Genomic DNA, 22799 nt, shown 5'->3' with positions numbered 1-22799 from the left:
GCCGAGGCCATTCGGATGCAGAAAAATCTGAACTAACCTTGATGTGGGAACAATCGTTCCGGACTGTCAGTCAAACGCCTGCTTTTAGCTCTTACACCCAGAGGTTGTTTCGATGAAGATTTCACGCGGTTTCGCCCTTTCCTGCCTGATGACCCTGGCAGCCGCCCCGGTGTTCGCCGCAGGCTTCAGCCTTGGCGACGCAGCCAATGCGATTTCAGGCATGCAGGGTGGCAACAACAAGGCAGCCGCTGCCGCCCCGTCTTCCGAGACGGCCGGCCTGTTAAGCGCACTGACCTCGCAACTGAACATCACCCCCGAACAAGCGGTCGGCGGTACAGGCGCCATGCTCGGCCTGGCCAAGAACAAGCTGAGCGGCAACGATTATTCGCAACTGGGCAACAGCGTGCCGGGCCTCGACCAGTTGTCGGGCAACAACGCGTTGGGCAGCCTCGGCGCCTTGAGCGGGATGCTCGGCCAGACCGGCGGCAGCAAGACCAGCGGCCTGGATGGCCTGTTGGGTAATGTGAAAAGCACCAACGACCTGAACACCGCCTTCAGCGCCTTGGGCATGGACAGCGGCATGGTCGGCCAGTTTGCCCCGGTTATCCTGCAATACCTGGGCGGCCAGGGTGCCAGCAGCTCGGTGCTGGGCAAGCTGGCCCAGGCCTGGGGCACTGGCAGTTAAGAGCGCTCCGCGCGCAGTTGCTCGATGCGCGCGTCCTTCTCCATCCAGAGTTGGTTCACCCAGTTCTGGATGGCCTGGCGAAACGCCGGATCATTCTCGTAATCCCCTTGCCACAATGCCGGATCCAGTTCGCGGGTGCGGATATCAATGATCACCTTGGGCACCGCGCCACTGATCAAATCCCAGAACCCCGGAATCTTCTGCTGTGGATAGACCACGGTCACGTCGAGCACGGCATCCAGTTGTTCACCCATCGCCGCCAGCACGAACGCCACGCCGCCCGCCTTGGGCTTGAGCAAGCGAGTGAAGGGCGAATCCTGCTGCTTGCGCTTGGTTTCGTTGAACCGCGTGCCTTCCAGATAATTGACCACCGTCACCGGCTGGCGCTTGAACAGCTCGCAGGCCTCCTTGGTGATTTTTAAATCCTGCCCCGCGAGTTCCGGGTGCTTGGCCAGGAAGGCCTTGCTGTAGCGCTTCATGAAGGGGTAATCCAATGCCCACCAGGCCAGGCCGAGGAAGGGCACCCAGATCAGCTCTTTTTTCAGGAAGAATTTGAAGAACGGCGTGCGGCGGTTCAGCGCCTGGATCAGGGCCGGGATATCCACCCAGGATTGGTGGTTGCTGATCACCAGGTAGGACGTATCGCCCCGCAGGTCTTCACCGCCGCGGATATCCCATTGGGTCGGGATGCACAGCGCGAAGATCAACTTGTCGATCTCGGCCCAGGTCTCGGCGATCCACATCACCGCCCAGGACATGTAGTCACGCGAGCGCCCAGGGGCCACCAGCTTGAGCAGGGCAAACACCATCAACGGCCCGATCAGGATCAGGGTGTTGAGCAGCAGTAGCAATGAGACAAAACAGCCGGTGAGCACGCGGCGCATAAGTAACTCTTGAAATCCTGTGGGCGGGCCATGATAAGCAGCTTGAGTCTAGAGGCCAAATGCCAATTCGCCGGACGAATGTTTCACAATGTGCCGGTTATGCTGGGGCGAGCTAACTAAGTGCTGCCTTTGCGGTCTAGAATCCGCCTACTTCTTTCCGAGGAAATCACTTCGTGAAACTGCTCCTTGCCTCGCTCGCCCTGGCTGCCCTGCCGGTCATGGCCGCCGAACCGACCCTCTACGGTCGCTACGAATACATCCAGTTGCCGGAGATCGGCGAAACCTTCAAGGCCAAGATGGACACCGGCGCGCTGACGGCTTCGCTGTCGGCCCGCGACATCGAGACCTTCACCCGTGACGGCGACGATTGGGTGCGCTTCCGCCTCGGCGGCAAAGACGCCTCCAACAAAGTCTACGAACACAAGGTGTCGCGCATCAGCAAGATCAAGAGCCGCGCCGACGAAGACGACGACAAAGACGAAGCCACCGTGGCCAAGCGCCCGGTGATCGACCTGGAAATGTGCCTGGGCGACGTCAAGCGCACCGTCGAGGTCAACCTCACCGACCGCAGCAGCTTCAACTACCCGTTGCTGATCGGCGCCAAGGCCCTGCGTGAATTTGGCGCTGCGGTAAACCCGGCCCGTCGTTACACTGCCGACAAACCGGACTGCTGACGGACCCACATGCCGCATATTCTGATTGTCGAAGACGAAGCGGCGATTGCCGACACGCTGATCTTCGCCCTGCAAGGCGAGGGCTTCACCACCACCTGGCTGACCCTCGGCCAGGCGGCGCTGGAGCATCAGCGCCAGACCCCCGCCGACCTGATCATCCTCGACATCGGCCTGCCGGATATCACGGGTTTTGAAACCTGCAAGCAACTGCGCCGGTTCAGCGAAGTGCCTGTCATGTTTCTCAGCGCGCGGGATGGCGAGATCGACCGCGTGGTGGGGCTGGAGATCGGCGCCGACGATTATGTGGTCAAGCCCTTCAGCCCACGGGAGGTGACGGCGCGGGTCCGGGCGATCCTTAAACGCATTGGCCCAGGTGCTGCGCCGGCCGTGTTCCAGGTGGATCTGGAGCGCATGCAGATCAGCTATCGCGGCCAGCCGTTGAGCCTTACACGCCATGAATTTCGCCTGCTGCAAAGCCTGCTGGAACAGCCCGAGCGTGTGTTCAGCCGCGAGCAACTGTTGGACGCGGTGGGCGTGGCGGCGGATGCGGGTTACGAGCGCAATATCGACAGCCATATCAAAAGCCTGCGCAGCAAGTTGCGCAGCGTGGCCGCCGATGCCGAGCCGATCCAGACCCATCGCGGCCTCGGCTACAGCTACAGCCCGAGCAACAGCTGATGCGCCTGGGGCTGCGGATCTTCCTGGTGTATGCGCTGTTTATCGGCCTGACCGGCTACTTCGTGCTCAGCACCGTGATGAAGGAAATCCGCCCTGGCGTGCGCCAGTCCACCGAAGAAACCCTGGTGGACACCGCCAACCTGTTGGCCGAGATCGTGCGCAATGACGTGAAGAACGGCACCCTCGGCCAGAGCCACTGGCCGGAGCTGCTCAAGGCCTATGGCAACCGCCAGCCGGGTGCGACCATCTGGGGCTTGCCGAAGAACCAGGTCAACCACCGTATCTACGTAACCGATGCCAAGGGCACCGTGTTGCTCGACTCCACGGGCGAAGCGGTGGGGCAAGACTATTCCAAGTGGAACGACGTGTACCTGACCTTACGTGGCGAGTACGGCGCGCGTTCCACCCGCAGCGAACTGGATGACCCCGCGTCATCGGTGATGCACGTGGGCGCACCGATCCGTGACAACGGCCAGATCATCGGCGTGGTCACCGTGGCCAAGCCGAACAGTTCATTGCAGCCTTATGTCGACCGCACCGAGCGCCGCCTGTTGTGGTACGGCGCGGGCCTGGTGATTCTGGGCCTGCTGCTGGGCGCACTGCTGTCGTGGTGGCTGAGCGTGGCGCTGCGCCGTCTGACCGCCTACGCCGAAGCCGTCAGCGAGGGGCGGCGGGCCGAGCTACCCCATTACCGTGGCGGTGAACTCAAGCAGCTGTCCACCGCCGTCGAGCACATGCGCACGCAGTTGGAAGGCAAGGCCTACGTCGAACACTACGTACACACCCTGACCCACGAATTGAAGAGCCCATTGGCCGCGATCCGCGGTGCGGCGGAGCTGTTGCAGGGTGAGATGACCCGCGAACAACAGCAGCGCTTCGTCAGCAATATCGACAGCGAAAGCGCGCGTCTGCAGCAGTTGATCGAGCGCCTGCTGAACCTGGCGCAGGTCGAACAGCGTCAGGGTCTGGAAGAACAGGCGAGTATCCCGCTGGCGGCTATGGTCGATGAAGTGCTCAAGGCTCAGTGCGCGCGGATTGAAGGCGCCGGGTTGCAGGTCGAGCAGTCGATTGCGGCGGATGTGAAGGTGTACGGTGAACCCTTCCTGTTGCGCCAGGCCCTGGGTAATCTGCTGGACAATGCCCTGGACTTCACACCGCCCGGCGGCCTGTTGAAGTTCAGCGCACAGACGCGACACAACAACGTGCAAGTCAGCCTGTTCAACCAGGCCGCACCGATTCCCGACTACGCGTTGCCGCGCCTGAGCGAGCGTTTCTATTCGCTGCCACGCCCGGCCAGTGGGCGCAAAAGCACGGGGCTGGGCCTCAACTTTGTCGAGGAAGTGATGAAATTGCACGGCGGTGCGTTGCAGATCGGCAATGTCGACGGCGGCGTGCAGGTGGTGCTGCATCTCCACACAGTCTCCACATTGCCCACATAAATCTCCCACACGGGCTGCCCAGACTCTCTCCATCAAAACAGGGAGAGACCCATGAACCGCAGCCTGCTTTTCAAACTTGGCGCGATTGCGCTGCTGATGCTGGTATTGCTGATTCCATTGCTGATGATCAACGGCATCATCAGCGACCGCCAGCAACTGCGCGACGGCGTATTGATGGACATCGCCCGCAGCTCCAGCTACGCCCAGCGCCTCACCGGTCCGGTGATGGTGGTGCCGTATCGCAAGACCGTCCGCGAGTGGAAACTCAATGAAAAGCTCAACAAACGCTACGAAGTCACCCGTGAAGAGCGCGGTCGTCTGTATTTCCTGCCGGATCGATTTGAACTCGACGGCAAGGTGCAGACCGAACTGCGTGCGCGGGGCATCTACCAGGCGCGGCTGTTCCATGCCGACAACCGCATCAGCGGGCGTTTCGAGCTGCCTGCGCAATTGGGCATTACGGAGAATTTTGCCGATTACCGTTTTGAGCCGGCGTTTCTGGCGGTGGGCATCAGCGATATTCGCGGCATCGAGAACGCGCTGAAACTGGAGCTGGGCAGCCAGCAACTGGAGTTCGAGCCCGGCTCCCAAGTGGACTGGTTGGGTGAGGGCGTGCACGTTACACTGCCAGAGCACGACAGCAAAAAGCCCAACGTCGTGGACTTCGCCTTCGACCTGCGCCTGCAAGGCACCGAGCAACTGCAAGTGGTGCCGGTGGGCAAGACCAGCCAGGTGTCACTCGCTTCCAACTGGCCACATCCCAGCTTCATCGGCAATTTCCTGCCGGCACAACGTGAGATTACCGATAAGGGTTTTACCGCCAACTGGCAGACCTCGTTCTTCTCCACCAACCTTGAGCAAGCGCTGCAAACCTGCCTGGACAAGCAGGGCTGTGAAGACTTCAACAACCGCAGCTTCGGCGTGAACTTCATCGACCCGGTGGACCAGTACCTCAAGAGCGACCGTGCGATCAAATACGCGCTGCTGTTCATCGCCCTGACCTTCGCCGGCTTCTTCCTGTTCGAAGTGCTCAAGAGCCTGGCGGTGCATCCGATTCAATACGCGTTGGTGGGGTTTGCGCTGGCGTTTTTCTACCTGCTGTTGCTGTCGTTGTCCGAGCACATTGGGTTCGCGCTGGCTTATCTCCTCTCTGCCAGCGCCTGTGTGTCGTTGATCGGGTTCTATGTGTGCCATGTGTTGCGTAGCGTCGCTCACGGGCTGGGGTTTTCAGCGGGGTTGGCGGCGTTGTATGGCTTGTTGTACGGGCTGTTGAGTGCCGAGGATTACGCGTTGCTGATGGGCTCGTTGCTGCTGTTCGGCCTGCTGGGCACGGTGATGGTGCTGACGCGTAAGTTGGATTGGTATGGCGTAGGCAAGCGCAAGGCGGTTGAGCCTTTGGAGTTTGACCTGGAGGCGGTGCAATGATCGGGTTACGGGAGGATAGGCTGGAGCGGGCAAAATTGGTGCTACGGATTAATCAGCTGTTTTCTGTGGCGAGAGAGCTTGCTCCCGCTGGGGCGCGAAGCGGCCCCAAAGAATGGGCCTGCTACGCAGTCCAACGGGAGCAAGCTCCCTCGCCACAGTAAAATCTTACACCGGGGGTTGGGTCTGCTGCATCGAAGGCCGCTGGCTGACCTCGGCGTACCAGGCGGCAAGCTGCGGGTTATCCAGGCGCCATTGCATGTCCGGATGGCGGAAGTCGAGGTAACCCAAGGCGCAGGCCACGCTGATGGCGGCGATGTCGAAGTGGCTGGTCAGTTCAGCAATCGCATCCGCCTCCAATTCAGAGAGGCTGCGGCGGATCTTGTTGCGCTGCTCATCGAGCCACTGGTCCCAGTGCTTTTCGGCTGGACGCAGGGCCGTTTCGTAGCGCACCAACACGGCGGCATCCATGATGCCGTCGGCCATCGAGGCCAGGGTCAGGCGGCGCCAGCGGGCCGAGCCGTCGCGGGGAATCAGTGGGTTGCCGACGTGCTGGTGGTCGAAGTAATCGAGGATCACCCGGCTGTCGTGCAATACCGTGCCATCGGCCAGGCGCAGGGCCGGGATCTTGCCCACGGGGTTGCCTTGCACCACCTGCGCATCCGGGTTGACCGGGGTCGGCATGCAGCCGTGCAGCGCGACGCGGTCCTGCTGGCCGGTTTCAGCCAGCAGCACGCGCACCTTACGCACGAAGGGGGAAGCGGGGTTGTGGAACAAGGTCATGTTGGGAGCGGACATGGGCATTCCTCAAGAAAGGGCCGGGCTAATCTATCTCACCGCTTGAGCAAGGCCCAAGTGCCAATTGCAGCGGGAATGCCCAAACCGACCCAACTGAGCGAATCCCACAGCCCATCTCCCAGCAACGCCGCAAACAACCCGGCTGCGCTGAGCAGGCCGATCCCCAGCGGAACGCCAAACACTTTCCAGAAGTTCGATTGACGCGGCTTCATGCCTTGCCCGCCTTGCGCCGCACCATCCACAAGTAAATCCCACTGACCAGCACGATGATGGTCAGAACATCCAGCACCGCCCACAGGACCTTCATCGGCATGCCGCCGTAGTCGCCGAAATGCAGCGGCTGGGACATGCCCATGGCGTCCATGTACCACGGTCGTTCGGCGATGGCGGTGACGGCGAGGGTGCTGGCGTCGATCAGCACCGGCGTGAGCAGGTGCGAGGTCAGGTGGGTGCTGCCTTTCATGAACACAGCGTAGTGGTGCTCGCTGGAAAAGCGCGTGCCGGGGAAGGCGATGAAGTCCGGCTCCATGCCGGGGGCGGCCTTGGCAGCGATGGTCAGCAGTTCGGTAGCCGGTGCGCGCTGGGTCAGCGGCGGGGCGTTTTTGTAGGGCTCGATCATGGCGCTGAGGCTGTCCTGGCGCCAGGCGGCGATGATCAGGTCGGCGCAGGCGCTGATCACGCCGGTCACGCCCACCACCAGGGCCCAGGTCAGGGTGACCACGCCGATCAGGTTATGCAGGTCGAGCCAGCGCAGGCGCGTGGATTTGTCCTGGCGCACCGTGGCGAACTCCAGGCGACGCATGAACGGCAGATACAGGACCGTGCCCGAGATAATCGCCAGCACAAACAGAATGCCCATGAACGCCAGCAGCAACTTGCCCGGCAAGCCGGCGAACATGTCGACGTGCAGGCGCAGCAGAAACAAGGTGAATCCACCGTTGGCCGCCGGGGTTTCCAAGGCTTCACCGGTGCGCGCATCAAGCATGAAGGTGTGGGACGCGTTGGGCTCGGTGCCAGCGGTGGCGGCCATGATCGCGATCACGCCGTTCTTGTCATCCTCGTCCCAGGCCAGGTATTGCAGGGCATCGCCGGGGCGATGGGCCTGGGCGGCGCTGACCAGTTGTTCGAGGTTGAGCTGCGGCGTGTCAGCAGGCATTTGCGCCAGTTCCGGCTCGTTGCCCAGTAGATGATCGATCTCATGGTGAAACACTAACGGCAGGCCGGTGAGGGCGAGCAGCAGCAGGAATACCGTGCAGATCAGGCTGGTCCAAGTGTGGATGAAGGACCAGCGGCGGATGGTTTTGCTTTTCATTTTTTCAACCTTCAGACACACCAAAGCCGCCCACGGGGGCGGCCTGGGGTTAACTCAGCCGATTACCACTGGTAGGTGGCGCTGGCGACGACGCTGCGTTGGTCGCCGAAGTAGCAGTAGTTGCCATCGCAGGTCGACAGGTAGTCCTTGTTGAACAGGTTGGTGGCATTCAACTTGACCGATGCGCCTTTGAGGCTGTTGTCCAGGCGGCCCAGGTCGTAATGCACTGAACCGTCGAACACGGTATAGGCGTTGGCCTTGCCGAGCCAGGTGTTGGCCTGGTCGCCGTAGGTGTTGCCGGTGTAGCGCGCGCCGAAGCCGATGCCGAAGCCATCGAGCGGGCCGGTGTGCCACGTGTAGTCAGTCCACAGCGAAGCTTGCTGGTTGGGCATCAACGTCAGGCGGTTGCCTTTGTAGATGCCTTTTTGCACCTCGGATTTGGCCAAGGTGTAGGCGGCGATGACCTTGAGGTTTTCGGTCACGTCGGACACAGCTTCCAGTTCCAGGCCCTTTACCTTCACTTCGCCGGTCTGGCTGTTGATTTGCTGGCCCCCTGCGCCGAGCGTCGTGACCTGCACGTTTTTTTGGGTCAGGTCGTACACCGCTGCGCTCAGCAAAGTGTTGGAGCCGGGCGGCTGATACTTGACGCCCATTTCCCACTGCTTGCCTTCCGTAGGTTTGAAGGTCTTGGTGGCATTGGTATCGGCGTTGCTCGCCGGCTGGAAGGACTCGGCGTAGGACAAGTACGGTACGAAGCCCGAATCGAACACATAGCTCAGCGCCGCGTTGCCGCTGAAATGCTTGATGCGGTCAGTGTTGGTCGCGTCGTTATCGTTGAAGTACGTAGTGCCCTGATGCACCCAGTCTTCACGCCCGCCCAGGGTCAGGCGCCATTTGTCCAAGGCCATCTGGTCCTGCACGTAGAGGCCGGTCTGTACGGTTTTCTGGTTGTAGTCGTAGAAAGGCCGCACGCCGGTTGGGCGCAGCGTCGGCGTGGTGTTGATCGGGTTGAAGATGTTGATGTTTGACGCGGTCCCGTAAATCGCACGGTAGGACGTGTCGGTGCGTTGGTGATCCAGGCCCAGCAGCAGGGTGTGGATAACGTCGCCCGTGGCGAAATCCGCCTGGAAATTGTTATCCACCGCGAACTGGCCAATGCTTTCGTTGACGTTGGTGGTCGAGCGGCTGATATCGCCCGCCGCATTTGCCGGGGAAAATGCATAAGAGCCCACGGTCAACTGTCGGAAGTCCAGTTCCGACTTGGTGTAGCGCAGGTTCTGCTTGAACTGCCAGGTGTCGTTGAAACGGTGTTCGAACGCATAGCCCAGCGCATAGTAGGTGCGATCGTAGAACTCGTAGTCCGGGTCGCCCAGGTTCTTGTGGTGGGAAACGTCACCCAGCGGCGACTTGATCTTGGTGCCCTGGATCGGCATGAACTGGCTGGTTGTGCCCGTATCGTCCCGCGTGAATTGCGACAAGAAGGTCAGCTTGGTATCCGGATCGATGTTCCATGTCAGGCTTGGCGCAAGGTTGTAGCGCTTGTTGTCGATGTGGTCGACCTGGGTGCCGGCATCGCGCACCACGCCGCTGAGGCCGTAGAGGAACTGGCCGTCATCGTCGATCTTGCCGGTGCTGGCAAAGTTGATCTGACGGTAGTTATCGCTGCCGTATTGCACCTGGACGGCGTGGCTCGACTCTTCGCTGGGACGGCGGCTGACCATGTCCAGCAAGCCGCCCGGCGGGGTCTGGCCGTACACCGAGGAGGCCGGGCCGCGCAGCAGGGCGAGGCGGTCGAGGTTCCAGGTCTCGGCTTTCGGGTTGGCGTAGACGCCACGTGGCAGCGGCAGGCCGTCGAGGAACTGGGTGGGTTCGAAGCCACGTACACGCATCCAGTCGTAGCGGGTGTCGCTGCCATAGCTGGCGGACACGATGCCCGGCATGTATTTCACCGCGTCATCCAGGTTCTGCACGTTGCGGTCTTGCATCTGCTCGCGGGTGGCGACAGAGATCGAACGCGGCGCCTCGACCAGTGCGGTGTCGGTCTTTGTGCCTGCGGCGGTGCGTTTGGCCAGGTAGCCGTCGACCGGGCCCCAGGCGCTTTCATAGCTGTCCTGGCCGGTGATATTGGTGGTCGGCAACGCCACGACGCCTTCTGGAATCGCCACCAGGGTGTAGGTCCCCGCCGTACTCTGCTCAAGCTGCAACCCCGTGCCACGCAACGCCTCACGCAGCGCGCCCGGAGCATCGAACTGGCCCTTGACCGGCGCCGAGGTCTTGCCCGACGCCAAGGCCGGGCTGAGGGTCAGCGCCAGGCCGCCCTGGCTGGCGATCTGGTTCAGGGTGGTGGCCAGTGGGCCCGCCGGCAGATTGTAGGTGCGCACGCTGGACGCCTGTTCCGCAGCAATCAGCGAAGTGCTGGCCAGCGGGGCGCTGAGGGCAATCGCCACGGCTAACAGGCTGGGGCGCAACAAGGTGTCTAGCGTGCGGGACATAGGGCGGCTCCTGAATGGAAATATTTCGCAATTGCCTAGGTGCCGAACGAGAATCGAAAAGTGATAGGGCAGGATGAAAATATTTTTTATTTGGCCGCGGGTGCCTTGCCGATCACGGTCACCCACCACGGCGTGTGCTGCTCGATCTGCACCGGCAGCGTCGGCAGCAGTGCGTTGAGCGCCAGCGTGGTGTCGTGCAGCGGGAAGCTGCCAGTGATGCGCAGGTCAGCGACGTTTTTATCCACCCCCAGGTAACCGGTGCGGTAACGGCTGAGCTCCGCAACCACATCGCCCAGGCGCGCGTTATCGACTACCAGCATGCCGCGGGTCCAGGCGTCGGTGGCGGGGGTGACGGCAAGCGCAGGGCCGAGACCATCGCTGCGCATCAGCACTTGCTGGCCTTCCTTGAAGATCTGTTCCTGATTCAGCGCTTCGGGTTGGGCGGCCACGGCCGATTGCAACACGCTCAGGCGCGTAGCGTCGTCTTCGCGCTTGACGATAAACCGCGTACCCAGCGCCCGCAGGCTGCCGTCGCGGGTTTGCACATAGAATGGCCGCGCGTCGTTGTGGCCGGTCTCGACCAGGATTTCGCCTTCCTGCAACACGATCAGCCGGCGTTTTTCATCAAAACGTACGTCGATAGCGCTGTGGGTGTTGAGGTTGATCAGCGTGCCGTCCGCCAGCTTCAGCGTGCGCTGCTCGCCGGTGGCGGTGCGTTGGTCGGCCAGCCAATAGTGGATCGGCACATAGCGTTCACCGGCAAACAGCGCCAGGCCAATCACCAGCGCGATGCTGGCAAGGCCACTGCCCAGCTTGCGCACGCGCTGGCGAATACCTTCACGCGATTGCAGCAACGCCGCCCGCGCCGGGCCCGAGGCCACGCTGAAACGCTGGTCGAGCATGCCCAACTGGCGCCAGGCGCGGGCGTGTTCTTCATCGCTGGCCAGCCATTTATCGAATTCTTCACGCTCAATTACGCTGCCGTCGCCCGAATCGAGAGACAACTGCCACGCAATCGCCGCATCCAGCACGCGGGCCGAGACGGGTTTGGAGCTGATCACCGTCACAGCGGCTCGCCATATAGCGCGATGTAGCACTGGCGAATGCCCTGGGCCAAGTACTGGCGCACGCGGGGCACCGACACGCCGAGGCGTTGGGCGATTTCGGCGTGGCCCATGCCGTCGAGGCGGTTATAGAGGAAGGCGGCGCGGGCCTTGCTCGACAGCTTGCCGAGCAGGCGGTCGATGGCCTTGAGGTCTTCGAGGATCAGTTGCTGTTCTTCCGGCGACGGGTGTTCGCTTTCCGGGATCAGCATCAGTTCGGTGAGGTAGGCCTGTTCCAGGGCCGCGCGACGGAAGTAGTCGAACAACAGGCCCTTGGCGATTGCTACCAGGAACGCCCTTGGTTCGCGGGGTTCGCGCAACTCATCACGGCCGAGCAGGCGCATGAAGGTGTCCTGGCTCAGGTCTTCGGCGCGGCTCGGGCAGGCCACGTTGCGTCGAAGCCAGGCCAACAGCCAGCCACGATGGTCGCGATACAACGCGCCAACAAGCTCACTGTGGGGGTTCTGGATCGACGACAAGGCATCACCTGGTAAACGCGATGTTTAAACTAACGAGAATTATTCGCGATTGTGTCAGAGCCGTGGAGTGGGCGCAATTGGCGTCTGTCGGTTTGAAGGGGGACTTTTTTGTGGTGAGCGGGCTTGCCCCGCGCTGGGCTGCGAAGCGGCCCTGAAACCAGACGCCGCGTTCTCTCTGGAAAAATGCGGTGGTCTTATAGGGGCCGCTTCGCAGCCCGGCGCGGGGCAAGCCCGCTCACCACAACAAGCCCGGTCACCACAGGGTTCTGAGGCGTTAGAAAGAGGGCGCGTGTTGACGCCGTTTCCATTGGCTCAAACGCTCTTGCAGCGCCTGTGGCGTGTCGATGTGTTGCTGGCGCGCGCGGCTGAACAGGATCAGCATCAGCTCCGCCGTGGCCAGGGCGTCGGCGCTGGCGTGATGGCGCTCGCCCACGTGCAGGTGGAAGTGGTTGATCCAGTCGTCCAACCCGGCTTCGCGGATGTGCGCGTCCGGGCACAGCAGCGGGGCGATGTCTGCAACATCGAGAAATGGATGGGCCAGGCGATAAGCCAGGCTGTCCTTGAGCGCCCGGCACAGCATGTGTTGATCGAACGGTGCATGGAAGGCCAGCAATGGGCTGTCGCCCACAAAGTCCATGAAGTCCAGTAACGCGTCGACCGGATCGCTGCCGGCGGCAATCGCACTGGGGCCGAGGCCGTGGATCAACACGCTGGGGCTGAGTTTGGTTTCGGCCCGTTGCAGCGTGCGTTCGAACAGTTGCGAAAAATCCACCGCGCCATCTTCGATCACCACCGCGCCAATCGACAGCACCTGGTCACGGTTAAGGTTGAGGCCGCTGGTTTCCAGGTCCACCACCACCCAGCGCTGGTTGCGCAGGGTGACGTTGCCCAGCGGCGTGGGTTTGCGCAGTTGCGCCAGGCGCTGTTGTTGCGCGCTGTCGAGCCCGGGCGTTTTCTTACGCAGCCAGTTGAACAAGCTCACAGCTGATACCGCAATGTCAGGCTGCTTTGCAGGCGCTGGGCTTGGCGCAGGGATTCACGCAGGATGCGCCGGTCCAGATGGTTGAGGCTGTCCGGGTCGACACGGTTGGAATACGGCTGATTCTCGCGGGTTTGCAGTTGGTGCTGTTGCATGCGGGTCTGCTGGATAAAGTGGTAGGCCTCTTCATACGCAGCGCCGTCCAGGGGCTCAATCACCTCCTTGACCACCAGTTGGCGCAGGCGCTCCAAGGTGTTATTGGCGTGAATACCATTGGCCAGGGCCAACAGGCGTGCGCCGTCGACAAAGGGCGTCAGGCCCTGCACCTTGAGGTCGAGCGTGGCTTTTTCGCCGCCTTTACGCGTGAGTACAAATTCGCGGAAACGTCCTACGGGCGGACGCTGGCGCAACGCGTTTTCGGCCAGCATGCGTTGGAACAACCGGTTGTCCGCCACCTGGTCGAGAATGCCTTGGCGCAATTGCTCGCAGCCACGTTCATCGCCCCACACCACACGCAGGTCGAAATAGATGCTGGAACCCAGCAGATTCTCTGGCGTGGCCTCGCGGATAAACGCCGCAAATCGCCGCGCCCATTCCGCCCGCGACAGGCACAGCTCCGGGTTGCCGGCCATGATGTTGCCTTTGCACAGGCTGAACCCGCACAGCGCCAGGCTCTGGTTGATCTGCTGCGCCAGCGGCAACAACCGGCCTCGGATCGCCGCGGCTTCGGCCGCGTCCTTGGCGTCAAACAGGATGCCGTTGTCCTGATCGGTGTACAGCGTCTGCTCGCGGCGGCCTTCGCTGCCAAAGCACAACCAACTGAAGGGCACGCCGGGGTCGCCTTTTTCGGCCAGGGTCAGCTCGATCACCCGGCACACGGTGTGATCGTTGAGCAGCGTAATGATGTGGGTGATCTGGGTGGACGAGGCACCATGGGCCAGCATCCGTTCGACCAACTGGCCGATCTCGCCGCGAATCGCCACCAGGTTGTCCACCCTCGGCGCATTGCGGATGGTGCGCGCCAGGTGCACCAGGTCCACCCGTTGCAGGGAAAACAAATCGCGCTCGGACACCACGCCGCACAGGCGCTGGTCCTTGACCAGGCAGACGTGGGCAATATGCCGCTCGGTCATGGCGATCGCGGCGTCGAAGGCGCTGTGGTCCGGCGTCAGGAAGAACGGCGCCTGGGTCATATGCCCTTCGATGGCCTGGCTGAAATCGCTGGTGCCATCGGCCACCACCTGGCGCAGGTCGCGCAGGGTGAAAATCCCCAGGGGCGCCTTGTGTTCATCCACGATCACGATGCTGCCGACCTGTTGCTCATGCATCAGCGTGACGGCTTCGCGCAGCGGCGTGGCGGGGCTGCACGTGACGGGGTGGCGCATGGCTAATTCGCCGAGCCGCGTGTTCAGGGAATACTGAGTGCCGAGGGTTTCCACGGCTTTTTGCTGCACTTGCTGATTGACCTGGTCCAACAGGCTGCTGACGCCGCGCAGGGCAAAATCGCGAAACGGGCTGGAGAGTGCAAACAGCTTGATGAACGCCGGTTTGTTCAGTTGCAGGCAGAAGGTGTCTTCGGCGGCCTTGTGCTCGGTGCGCGTCGCCCGTTCGCCCAGCAACGCGGCCAGGGGGAAGCACTCGCCGGTGGTGATTTCAAACGTGGTTTCGGCGCTGTCCGGACGTTCACCGACCACCCGGCCCTGTTTGACGATATAAAAGTGCTCCACCGGCCCGCCCGAGGGTTTGAGGATGCTGTCGCCGGGGCCATAGAAGCGTAACTGGCACTGTTCCACCAAAAACGCCAGGTGAGCGTTTTCCATCTGGTTGAACGGCGGGAAGCGTTGCAGGAATTGCAGGGTGCCGTGGATATTTTGCAACACAGCAGTTTTCCCCGCCTGGGCGAAGGCATCAGCTTTACTCATAACAATGACCGCAGTTTTTTTGTCGTTATCGTCCCTCATGGTCGACTCCTGCGCAGCGGGTGCCCATTGGACGTAAGTCTAGGTCGATACAAACGGCACACACCTAGGGAAAAACCTTACATGACTATCGTCCAAAACCCGTAGAACGCCCACTAGGCAAACTTTCCGACGAAGTGCACATTGAACGCCCTTCCGCAGATGTCTGACGAGTGTGCTGGGAGATTGATGAGAACTGCTGAGAACCGTATGTCCGACCACGATATTTTGAGTGATGCCGAGCGCGAGGCGCTGAGCGCCGTGATGCTGGAGCCTGATTTACCGCCACAACGCGTGTTGATCGTCGACGACGACAAGGACGCACGCGAGTTGCTGGCGGAAATCCTGGGGCTGGACGGTATTCGCTGCATGACCGCCGACAGTGGTGAGGCGGCGTGGGATTTGTTGAAGTCGAGCAGCTCCATCGGTTTGCTGATCACCGACCTGCGCATGGCGCCCAGCAATGGCCTGGAACTGATCCGACAAGTGCGTGAGTCCACGCGGGCCGCGCTGCCGATCATCATCATGTCGGGGGATGCCGAAGCGCCGGATGTGATCGATGCGATGCACTTGAGCGTGGTGGATTTTTTGCTCAAGCCGATCGATAGCGTGAAGTTGGCGAAGATGGTGAAGCGGGAGTTGGGGATGGCGCAGTAAAACTCCGGTTGCATAAAAAAGCCCTGATCGTGTGATCAGGGCTTTTTCATTTACAGGCCGTTCTTGGCCTTGAACTCCCGACGCCGACGGTGCAACACCGGCTCGGTATAGCCATTCGGCTGCTTCGTCCCTTCAATCACCAACTCCACCGCCGCCTGGAACGCGATGTTGCTGTCGAAATCCGGTGCCAGTGGACGGTACAGCTTGTCCCCAGCGTTCTGACGGTCCACCACCGGCGCCATGCGCTTGAGGCTTTCCATCACCTGGGCTTCGTTGACGATGCCGTGGCGCAGCCAGTTGGCGATGTGCTGGCTGGAGATGCGCAGGGTGGCGCGGTCTTCCATCAGGCCCACATCGTTGATGTCCGGCACTTTCGAGCAACCGACGCCCTGGTCGATCCAGCGGACGACATAACCGAGGATGCCTTGGGCGTTGTTGTCCAGTTCGTTGCGGATTTCTTCGTCGGACCAATCGGTGTTGCTGGCCAGAGGAATGGTCAGGATGTCGTCCACCGACGCACGCTCGCGCTTGGCCAACTCGGCCTGGCGGGCAAATACGTCGACCTTGTGGTAGTGCAACGCGTGCAGCGCAGCCGCCGTTGGCGACGGCACCCAGGCGGTGTTGGCGCCGGCCAATGGGTGGGCGATTTTCTGTTCGAGCATCGCCGCCATCAAGTCGGGCATGGCCCACATGCCTTTACCAATCTGTGCGCGACCTTGCAGGCCGGTACTCAGGCCGATGTCCACGTTCCAGTTTTCGTAGGCGCCGATCCATTTTTCTGCCTTCATCGCCGCCTTGCGCACCATCGCGCCGGCTTCCATGGAGGTGTGGATCTCGTCGCCGGTACGGTCAAGGAAGCCGGTGTTGATAAACACCACGCGCTCGCTGGCGGCCTTGATGCATGCCTTGAGGTTGACCGTGGTACGGCGCTCCTCGTCCATGATCCCGACTTTCAGTGTGTTGCGCGGCAGCTTCAGCACGTCTTCGACGCGGCCGAACAGCTCGTTGGTGAACGCGGCTTCTTCCGGGCCGTGCATCTTCGGCTTAACGATGTACACCGAACCGGTGCGGCTGTTCTTGCGGCTGTTGTTGCCGTTGAGGCTGTGGGTCGCGGCGAGGCTGGTGACCAGGCCGTCGAGAATGCCTTCCGGCACTTCGTTGCCGTCTTTGTCGAGGATCGCATCGATGGTCATCAGGTGACCCACGTTGCGCACGAACAATAGCGAGCGACCGTGCAGCGTCACGTCCTGGCCATCCACGCCGGTATAAACGCGGTCGGCGTTCATGGTGCGAGTAAAGGTCTTGCCGCCCTTGGCCACTTCTTCGGCCAAGTCGCCCTTCATCAGGCCGAGCCAGTTGCGGTAGATCACCACTTTGTCATCGGCATCGACGGCGGCGACGGAGTCTTCACAGTCCATGATGGTGGTCAGCGCGGCTTCCATCAGCACGTCTTTGACGCCGGCGGCGTCGGTCTGGCCGACCGGGGTGCTGGCGTCGATCTGGATTTCGAAGTGCAGGCCGTTGTGTTTCAGCAGGATCGCAATCGGCTCGGCCGCAGGGCCCTGGAAACCGATCAACTGTGCGTCGTCGCGCAGGCCGCTGTTGCTGCCGCCCTTGAGGCTGACGATCAGCGTGCCGTCGACGATCTTGTAGCCGGTGGAATCGACGTGGCTGCCGGCACTGAGCGGTGCGGCCTCATCGAGGAAGGCGCGGGCGAAGGCGATGACCTTGTCGCCACGCACTTTGTTGTAGCCCTGGCCCTTTTCGGCACCGTCGGCTTCGCTGATGGCGTCGGTGCCATACAGCGCGTCGTACAGCGAGCCCCAGCGCGCATTCGAGGCGTTGAGGGCGAAGCGGGCGTTCATCACCGGCACTACCAGCTGCGGGCCGGCCATGCGGGCGATCTCGTCATCGACGTTTTGGGTCGTGGCCTGGAAATCCGCGGCTTCTGGCAGCAGGTATCCAATGTCTTGCAGGAAGGCTTTGTAGGCCACCGGGTCGTGCGCCTGGCCGGCATGAGTCTGGTGCCAGGTATCGATCCGCGCTTGGAAATCGTCGCGTTTGGCGAGTAGGGCTTTGTTCTTCGGGGCCAGGTCATGGATGACCTTGTCGGCGCCGGCCCAGAACTGATCGGCAGTGATGCCGGTGCCGGGAATGGCTTCGTTGTTCACGAAGTCGAACAGGACTTTGGCGACCTGCAGGCCACCGACTTGAACGTGTTCAGTCATTGCTTGCCTCACTCTGCACAGCTTAAGCGCTTTTTAGATTTTCATTATGTAGTGCCAGGTTGCGCATACTACATGATGACTTGCGGTTGTGAAAATTAGACTAAATACGTCGTTTAGCGACCCACTTTGGTCGTACGGTCACAGCGGAGAACCAGATGTTCTCAAAAAACTATTAGATTGTTCCAGATAAATATAAAAATGGTACACGATTTGTTATCAGGGGCCTTCGGGTCCACCTTGTAGATTGAATTCCAGAGGGCGTTGCCATGGACCATCTTGTACTCACAATTATCGCTGCCGACAAACCCGGCCTGGTCGAGCGCATCGCGCAGAATATCGCCGCCCACGGTGGCAACTGGCTGGAAAGCCGCATGGCGCACATGGCCGGGCAGTTTGCAGGGATCCTGCGGGTCAGCGTGCCTACAGAGCACCGTCAGGCGTTGGTCGGGGCGTTGGAGGATTTATCCACCCATGGCATTCGCGTACTGGTGGGCGAGGGCAGCAGCGGGCAGGCCTTGGCGTCCAAATCGATCATGATGACGCTGGTGGGCAATGACCGGGCGGGCATTGTGCGCGAGATCACTGCGCTGCTGAGCCAGCAGGGCGTGAACCTGGAGAGCCTGAGCACCGATGTGCGCCCCGCGCCCATGAGCGGCGACCCGTTGTTCACTGCCGAGGCGCTGTTGCAGGTGCCGACCGCGTTATCCCTGGACACCTTGCAGCTGTCCCTGGAAACCCTGGCCGATGACTTGATGGTGGAACTGCATCACGAGGAATAATCTGCCCACAGGGTTATGCATGGAAATCTTGCATGGGCCTGTGGATAACCTGTAGAGACCCCTCGCCAGCCCACACCGGCCGGGGCTCTTCGCTGATTGAGCAAAAAACGAGCAATTTCAAAAGCTTGTGCACAAATGGCGGGGATCAGGTTGTGGATAACCTTGGGGTGGATGTCTGCAAGCCACACCCGCTGTGGCTTGCAGAGGTTTGTACGTTATTTGATCAGCGTTTGCGCGCGCTGAGCCAGATATCCACGCTGTACACCACCAGGCCCGCCCAGATGAAGGCAAAGGCCGTCAGCGTGCTCGGTGCCAAGTGTTCGCCGAACAGCAGCACGGCTTCGAGCAATACCAGGGTCGGCGCGACGTACTGCAAAAAGCCCAACGCGGTGTAGGGCAAATGCCGTGCGGCGGCGTTGAAACACACCAGCGGGATCAGCGTCACCGGGCCGGCCGCCACCAGCCACCAGGCTTCGGACGTACTCCAGAACGCCATCTGCGCGCTATGGGCGGTCGGGTTGAACAGCAGCCAGGCAACTGCAATCGGCACCAGCATCCAGGTTTCCACCACCAGCCCCGGCAGCGCCTTGACCGGCGCCTGCTTGCGGATCAGCCCGTAGAAACCAAAGGTCAACGCCAGCACCAGCGACACCCATGGCAAGCTGCCGACCTGCCACACCTGTTGCGCCACACCCACGGCAGCCAGCCCGACGGCAACCCACTGCAAGCGGCGCAGGCGTTCACCCAGGATCAGCATCCCCAGCACCACATTCACCAATGGGTTGATGTAGTAACCCAGGCTCGCTTCCAGCATGCGTCCGGTGTTCACCGACCACACATACGTCAGCCAGTTACCCGCGATCAGCGAACCACTGAGGGCCAGGATCGCCAGGCGCTTGGGGTTGTCGCGCAACTCGCGGAACCAGCCGGGATGCTTCCACACCATCAACAGCAAACCGCCGAACAGCGCCGACCACAACACGCGGTGCACGATGATTTCGGCGGCGGGCACGCTGGCGATGGCTTTGAAGTAGAGCGGGAACAGACCCCAGATGACGTAGGCGCTCAGGCCCAGGATGTACCCCTTGCGGGGGTTGGCGGCTTGCATTGCAGAATCCTTGCTTAGGCAGCTAACAAAGCGCGATTGTAAGGATATTTGTCCGTCAAAACAGCTTCAATGGCTCTTCATTCAAGGCGGCCAATTGCTCGCGCAATGCCAACACCTGATCGCCCCAATAACGCTCGCTGCCAAACCACGGGAAGCTGTGGGGGAACGCCGGGTCGTCCCAACGCCGTGCCAGCCAGGCGCTGTAGTGCATCAGACGCAAGGCGCGCAGGGGTTCGATCAGCGCCAGTTCTCGCGGGTCGAAGTCATGGAACTCCTGATAGCCGTCCATCAATTCCGACAACTGCCCCAGACATTCCTGACGATCTCCGGCGAGCATCATCCACAGGTCCTGCACCGCCGGGCCCATGCGGCAGTCGTCCAGGTCGACGATATGGAACATCTCGTCGCGGCACATCATGTTGCCGGGGTGGCAATCGCCGTGCATGCGGATGTTCTTGTGCGGCGTGGCTTTGTACACCTCTTCCACACGCTTGAGCAGGTCGCGGGCCACCGACTCGTAGGCCGGCAGCAGGCTCTTGGGGATGAAATTGCCTTCAAGCAAGGTGGTGAGTGAGTCGTGACCGAAGTTCTTCACGCCCAAGGCTTCGCGGTGTTCGAACGGGCGGGTGGAGCCCACCGCATGCAAACGTCCGAGCAATTGCCCAAGGCGATACAGCTGATCGAGATTACCCGGCTCCGGCGCACGGCCGCCACGGCGGGGGAACAGGGTGAAGCGGAAACCGGCGTGTTCGAACAGGCTTTCGCCGTTGTGGATCAATGGCGCGACCACCGGCACTTCGCATTCGGCCAGTTCGAAAGTGAAGCGGTGTTCTTCGAGGATCGCCTCGTTGGTCCAACGCTGCGGCCGATAGAACTTGGCGATCAGCGGTTCCGAGTCTTCAATGCCCACTTGATAGACGCGGTTTTCGTAGCTGTTGAGCGCCAGAACGCGAGCATCGCTGAGGAAACCGATGCTTTCGACAGCATCGAGTACCAGGTCGGGCGTGAGTGTTTCAAACGGGTGGGCCATGCGAACTCCTGCGCGCAGCAGGGCGCCGCGTCCGGCCGGGTATGGTAACAGTGATAGGTGGTGACTGTGCTGTTGTGGTGAGCGGGCTTGCCCCGCGCTGGAGTGCGCAGCGCTCCCGTTTTATTGGGGTCGCTACGCAACCCAGCGCGGGGCAAGCCCGCTCACCACAGAGGGCTTATTAGGCGCCGACGATACCGCCGTCATCCCGCCGAATCGCCATCACCGACGAGCGCGGCTTGCCATTCGGCAGATGCTCCGGCCAAGTCGAACCACCGGTTTCGCCTGGGTGCTGGATCCCCACAAACAGCGTCTTCTGATCCGGCGAGAAGCTGATGCCCGTCACTTCACAGGCCACCGGTCCGACCATGAAGCGGCGAATTTCCCCAGTGGAAGGGTCGGCGCAGAGCATCTGGTTGTTGCCCATGCCGGCGAAGTCACCTGCGTTGCTGTAGTCCCCGTCCGTAAGAATCCACAGGCGCCCGGCCTTGTCGAAGCCCAATCCGTCTGGACTGTTGAACATGTTCTGCGGGTTGATGTTCGACGAGCCACCCTTCGGCGTGCCGGCGTGCACGCCAGGGTTGCCGGCCACCACGAACAGGTCCCAGGTGAATTCCGAGGCGCCGTGGTTATCGGCGTCGGCCTTCCAGCGCAGGATCTGGCCGTAAACGTTTTTCTCACGCGGGTTGGGGCCGCCCACCGGTTGGCCCTCTTCACCGCGCTTGGCGTTGTTGGTCAGGGTGCAATAGACCTGGCCGTCGGTGGGGCTGACCACGATCCATTCCGGGCGGTCCATGCGCGTGGCTTTCACCACACTGGCGGCCAGGCGCGCGTGGATCAGTACTTCGGCCTGGTTGGCGAAACCGGTGCTGGCATCGATGCCGTTTTTGCCGTGGGTCAACTCGACCCATTGGCCCTTGCCCTTGGGGTGGTCGGCGTTGCCGTCGCCCGCGTCGAAGATCGCCACATACAGGGTGCCGTGGTCGAGCAGGTCTTTGTTGGCCTTGGGGTTCTTGTGGTTGATCTTGTCGCGGCTGACGAACTTGTAGATGAACTCGCCGCGCTCATCGTCGCCCATGTACACCACAGCGCGGCCGTCGCGGGTTTCCGCCAGGGCAGCGTTTTCGTGCTTGAAGCGGCCCAGGGCGGTGCGCTTGGCCGGGGTGGATTGCGGGTCGAACGGGTCGATTTCCACGACCCAACCGTGGCGGTTGAGTTCGTTGGGGTTCTTGGCCATATCGAAGCGCGGGTCATGCTGATGCCAGTTGATGTCTTTGCTGGCGGCGACCACGCCATAGCGTTTCTGCCCGGCGTCGAAGGTTTGTTGTGGGTTGCTGCTGCCGAAGCAGTCGGTGAAGTTCTCTTCACACGTCAGATAAGTGCCCCATGGCGTCTTGCCGTTGGCGCAGTTCTGGAAGGTACCCAGGGCTTTTTTGCCGGATTTGTCGGCGCTGGTTTTGAGCCAGTCGTGGCCAGCGGCGGGACCACTGAGGCGAATCGGTGAGTTGCCGTGGATACGGCGGTTGTAGCGCGAGTCCTGCACGAACTGCCAGGTGTCGCCCTTGCGCCGCACTTCGATGACCGACACGCCTTCGCTGGCCTGAGCCTTGTGCACGTCTTCGGCCGATTGCGGCGCGCCGCCGTGGGCGAAGAGGTAGCGGTAGTTGGTGTATTCGTTGTTGATCGCCATCAGCGCGCGGTTGTCGTCACCGGGGAAGGCAAACAGGCTCATGCCGTCGTTGTTGTCGCCGAACTGCTGTTCCTGGGCCTTGGCCGTGCCATTGCCGGACGGGTCGAAGGCCGGCGCGCTCTTGCTCAGTGGCTGGCCCCAGCTGATCAGCACCGACGCGCTGTAGCCCGGCGGCAAGGTGATGGCGTCGCTGGTGGCGGCGGCGATGCTGGTGAACCCCAGCAACGGGCTGGCGCTGGCGGCGTTGACGGCGAGGGCGCTGCGGCTCAGCAGGTTGCCACCCAGGAACATCGCGGCGCCACACAGGGCACCGGCGCCGATGAAACGGCGGCGGGTGAGGCCGACCATTTGCTCAAGGTCGGTGGCTTGGTTTTCTTCTAATAGGCTCATCTCAGGCTCCCTGCGGT

Annotated in this window: 20 protein-coding genes; 7 read left to right on the top strand and 13 right to left on the bottom strand. The window is 61.7% G+C overall.

Annotated features, from left to right (window positions below; translation table 11 throughout):
• Positions 1–112: 112 nt before the first annotated feature.
• The gene (locus tag OZ428_RS30600; protein WP_033898061.1) at positions 113–685 is read left to right on the top strand and encodes a DUF2780 domain-containing protein; all 573 of its coding nucleotides are present in this window, start codon (positions 113–115) and stop codon (positions 683–685) included.
• On the opposite strand, the gene OZ428_RS30595 is transcribed toward OZ428_RS30600, so the two are convergent.
• Entirely contained in the window at positions 682–1569 is an 888-nt protein-coding gene (locus tag OZ428_RS30595) for an acyltransferase (protein WP_269132191.1), read from the bottom strand. The genes OZ428_RS30600 and OZ428_RS30595 overlap by 4 nt on opposite strands.
• Positions 1570–1742: 173 nt before the next feature.
• Between OZ428_RS30595 and rloA2 the strand changes: the two genes are divergently transcribed.
• From rloA2 to creD, 4 genes are read left to right on the top strand one after another with little or no spacing between them, the layout of a single operon-like run.
• Entirely contained in the window at positions 1743–2243 is a 501-nt protein-coding gene (rloA2, locus tag OZ428_RS30590) for a retropepsin-like aspartic peptidase RloA2 (RefSeq protein WP_033898063.1), read from the top strand.
• A gap of 9 nt (positions 2244–2252) precedes the next feature.
• The gene (gene creB, locus OZ428_RS30585; RefSeq protein ID WP_033898064.1) at positions 2253–2921 is read left to right on the top strand and encodes a two-component system response regulator CreB; all 669 of its coding nucleotides are present in this window, start codon (positions 2253–2255) and stop codon (positions 2919–2921) included.
• Positions 2921–4360, top strand: a complete 1440-nt coding sequence (gene creC, locus OZ428_RS30580; protein WP_269132190.1) for a two-component system sensor histidine kinase CreC — start codon at positions 2921–2923, stop codon at positions 4358–4360. Before creB ends, creC begins: the two co-directional genes overlap by 1 nt.
• 51 nt (positions 4361–4411) lie before the next feature.
• Complete coding sequence (gene creD / locus OZ428_RS30575; RefSeq protein WP_269132189.1) at positions 4412–5785, top strand: cell envelope integrity protein CreD; 1374 nt, start codon at positions 4412–4414, stop codon at positions 5783–5785.
• A gap of 165 nt (positions 5786–5950) precedes the next feature.
• Here the strand turns inward: creD and OZ428_RS30570 are convergent, their stop codons facing one another.
• From OZ428_RS30570 to OZ428_RS30535, 8 genes are all read right to left on the bottom strand, one after another.
• A complete protein-coding gene (locus OZ428_RS30570; RefSeq protein WP_133075391.1) occupies positions 5951–6580 on the bottom strand; it encodes a glutathione S-transferase N-terminal domain-containing protein in 630 nt (209 codons plus the stop codon).
• A 35-nt stretch (positions 6581–6615) separates the two neighbouring features.
• Positions 6616–6792 carry a hypothetical protein gene (locus tag OZ428_RS30565; RefSeq protein ID WP_269132188.1) on the bottom strand — a complete coding sequence of 59 codons (177 nt, stop codon included), beginning with the start codon at positions 6790–6792 and terminating at the stop codon, positions 6616–6618.
• Positions 6789–7892, bottom strand: a complete 1104-nt coding sequence (locus OZ428_RS30560; protein ID WP_269132187.1) for a PepSY-associated TM helix domain-containing protein — start codon at positions 7890–7892, stop codon at positions 6789–6791. Before OZ428_RS30560 ends, OZ428_RS30565 begins: the two co-directional genes overlap by 4 nt.
• Before the next feature lie 62 nt (positions 7893–7954).
• Entirely contained in the window at positions 7955–10384 is a 2430-nt protein-coding gene (locus tag OZ428_RS30555) for a TonB-dependent siderophore receptor (protein WP_269132186.1), read from the bottom strand.
• Positions 10385–10470: 86 nt separating this feature from the next.
• Positions 10471–11451: a FecR domain-containing protein gene (locus OZ428_RS30550; RefSeq protein ID WP_038843098.1), complete on the bottom strand. Its 981-nt coding sequence runs from the start codon at positions 11449–11451 to the stop codon at positions 10471–10473.
• Positions 11448–11966: an RNA polymerase sigma factor gene (locus tag OZ428_RS30545; protein ID WP_016977831.1), complete on the bottom strand. Its 519-nt coding sequence runs from the start codon at positions 11964–11966 to the stop codon at positions 11448–11450. Before OZ428_RS30545 ends, OZ428_RS30550 begins: the two co-directional genes overlap by 4 nt.
• Positions 11967–12240: 274 nt before the next feature.
• Positions 12241–12948 carry a 3'-5' exonuclease gene (locus tag OZ428_RS30540; protein WP_269132185.1) on the bottom strand — a complete coding sequence of 236 codons (708 nt, stop codon included), beginning with the start codon at positions 12946–12948 and terminating at the stop codon, positions 12241–12243.
• Positions 12945–14867, bottom strand: a complete 1923-nt coding sequence (locus OZ428_RS30535) for a putative nucleotidyltransferase substrate binding domain-containing protein (RefSeq protein WP_269132184.1) — start codon at positions 14865–14867, stop codon at positions 12945–12947. The genes OZ428_RS30540 and OZ428_RS30535 overlap by 4 nt, the downstream gene beginning before the upstream one ends.
• A gap of 246 nt (positions 14868–15113) precedes the next feature.
• Here OZ428_RS30535 and OZ428_RS30530 point away from each other — a divergent pair, with 246 nt between their 5' ends.
• Positions 15114–15560, top strand: a complete 447-nt coding sequence (locus OZ428_RS30530; protein WP_025857000.1) for a response regulator — start codon at positions 15114–15116, stop codon at positions 15558–15560.
• A 50-nt stretch (positions 15561–15610) separates the two neighbouring features.
• On the opposite strand, the gene OZ428_RS30525 is transcribed toward OZ428_RS30530, so the two are convergent.
• Positions 15611–17788 (bottom strand): malate synthase G, encoded by a 2178-nt coding sequence (locus OZ428_RS30525; RefSeq protein ID WP_269132183.1) that lies wholly within the window; start codon positions 17786–17788, stop codon positions 15611–15613.
• A gap of 266 nt (positions 17789–18054) precedes the next feature.
• Here OZ428_RS30525 and OZ428_RS30520 point away from each other — a divergent pair, with 266 nt between their 5' ends.
• Complete coding sequence (locus tag OZ428_RS30520; RefSeq protein ID WP_133075384.1) at positions 18055–18567, top strand: glycine cleavage system protein R; 513 nt, start codon at positions 18055–18057, stop codon at positions 18565–18567.
• Between the two features lie 223 nt (positions 18568–18790).
• Here the strand turns inward: OZ428_RS30520 and rarD are convergent, their stop codons facing one another.
• The 3 genes from rarD to OZ428_RS30505 form a co-directional block, all read right to left on the bottom strand.
• Positions 18791–19675, bottom strand: coding sequence for an EamA family transporter RarD (rarD, locus tag OZ428_RS30515; protein WP_010207032.1), 885 nt, complete (start codon positions 19673–19675; stop codon positions 18791–18793).
• A gap of 55 nt (positions 19676–19730) precedes the next feature.
• On the bottom strand, positions 19731–20705 hold the full coding sequence (locus OZ428_RS30510; protein WP_016977838.1) for a serine/threonine protein kinase: 975 nt from the start codon (positions 20703–20705) through the stop codon (positions 19731–19733).
• Between the two features lie 178 nt (positions 20706–20883).
• Positions 20884–22782 carry a PhoX family protein gene (locus tag OZ428_RS30505; protein WP_269132182.1) on the bottom strand — a complete coding sequence of 633 codons (1899 nt, stop codon included), beginning with the start codon at positions 22780–22782 and terminating at the stop codon, positions 20884–20886.
• Positions 22783–22799 lie beyond the last annotated feature (17 nt).

This window comes from Pseudomonas sp. GXZC (genome assembly GCF_026967615.1).
Taxonomy (GTDB): domain Bacteria; phylum Pseudomonadota; class Gammaproteobacteria; order Pseudomonadales; family Pseudomonadaceae; genus Aquipseudomonas; species Aquipseudomonas azotoformans_A.
The sequence above is the reverse complement of the archived record's forward strand: the minus strand, read 5'-3'. Positions and strand labels throughout refer to the sequence as shown.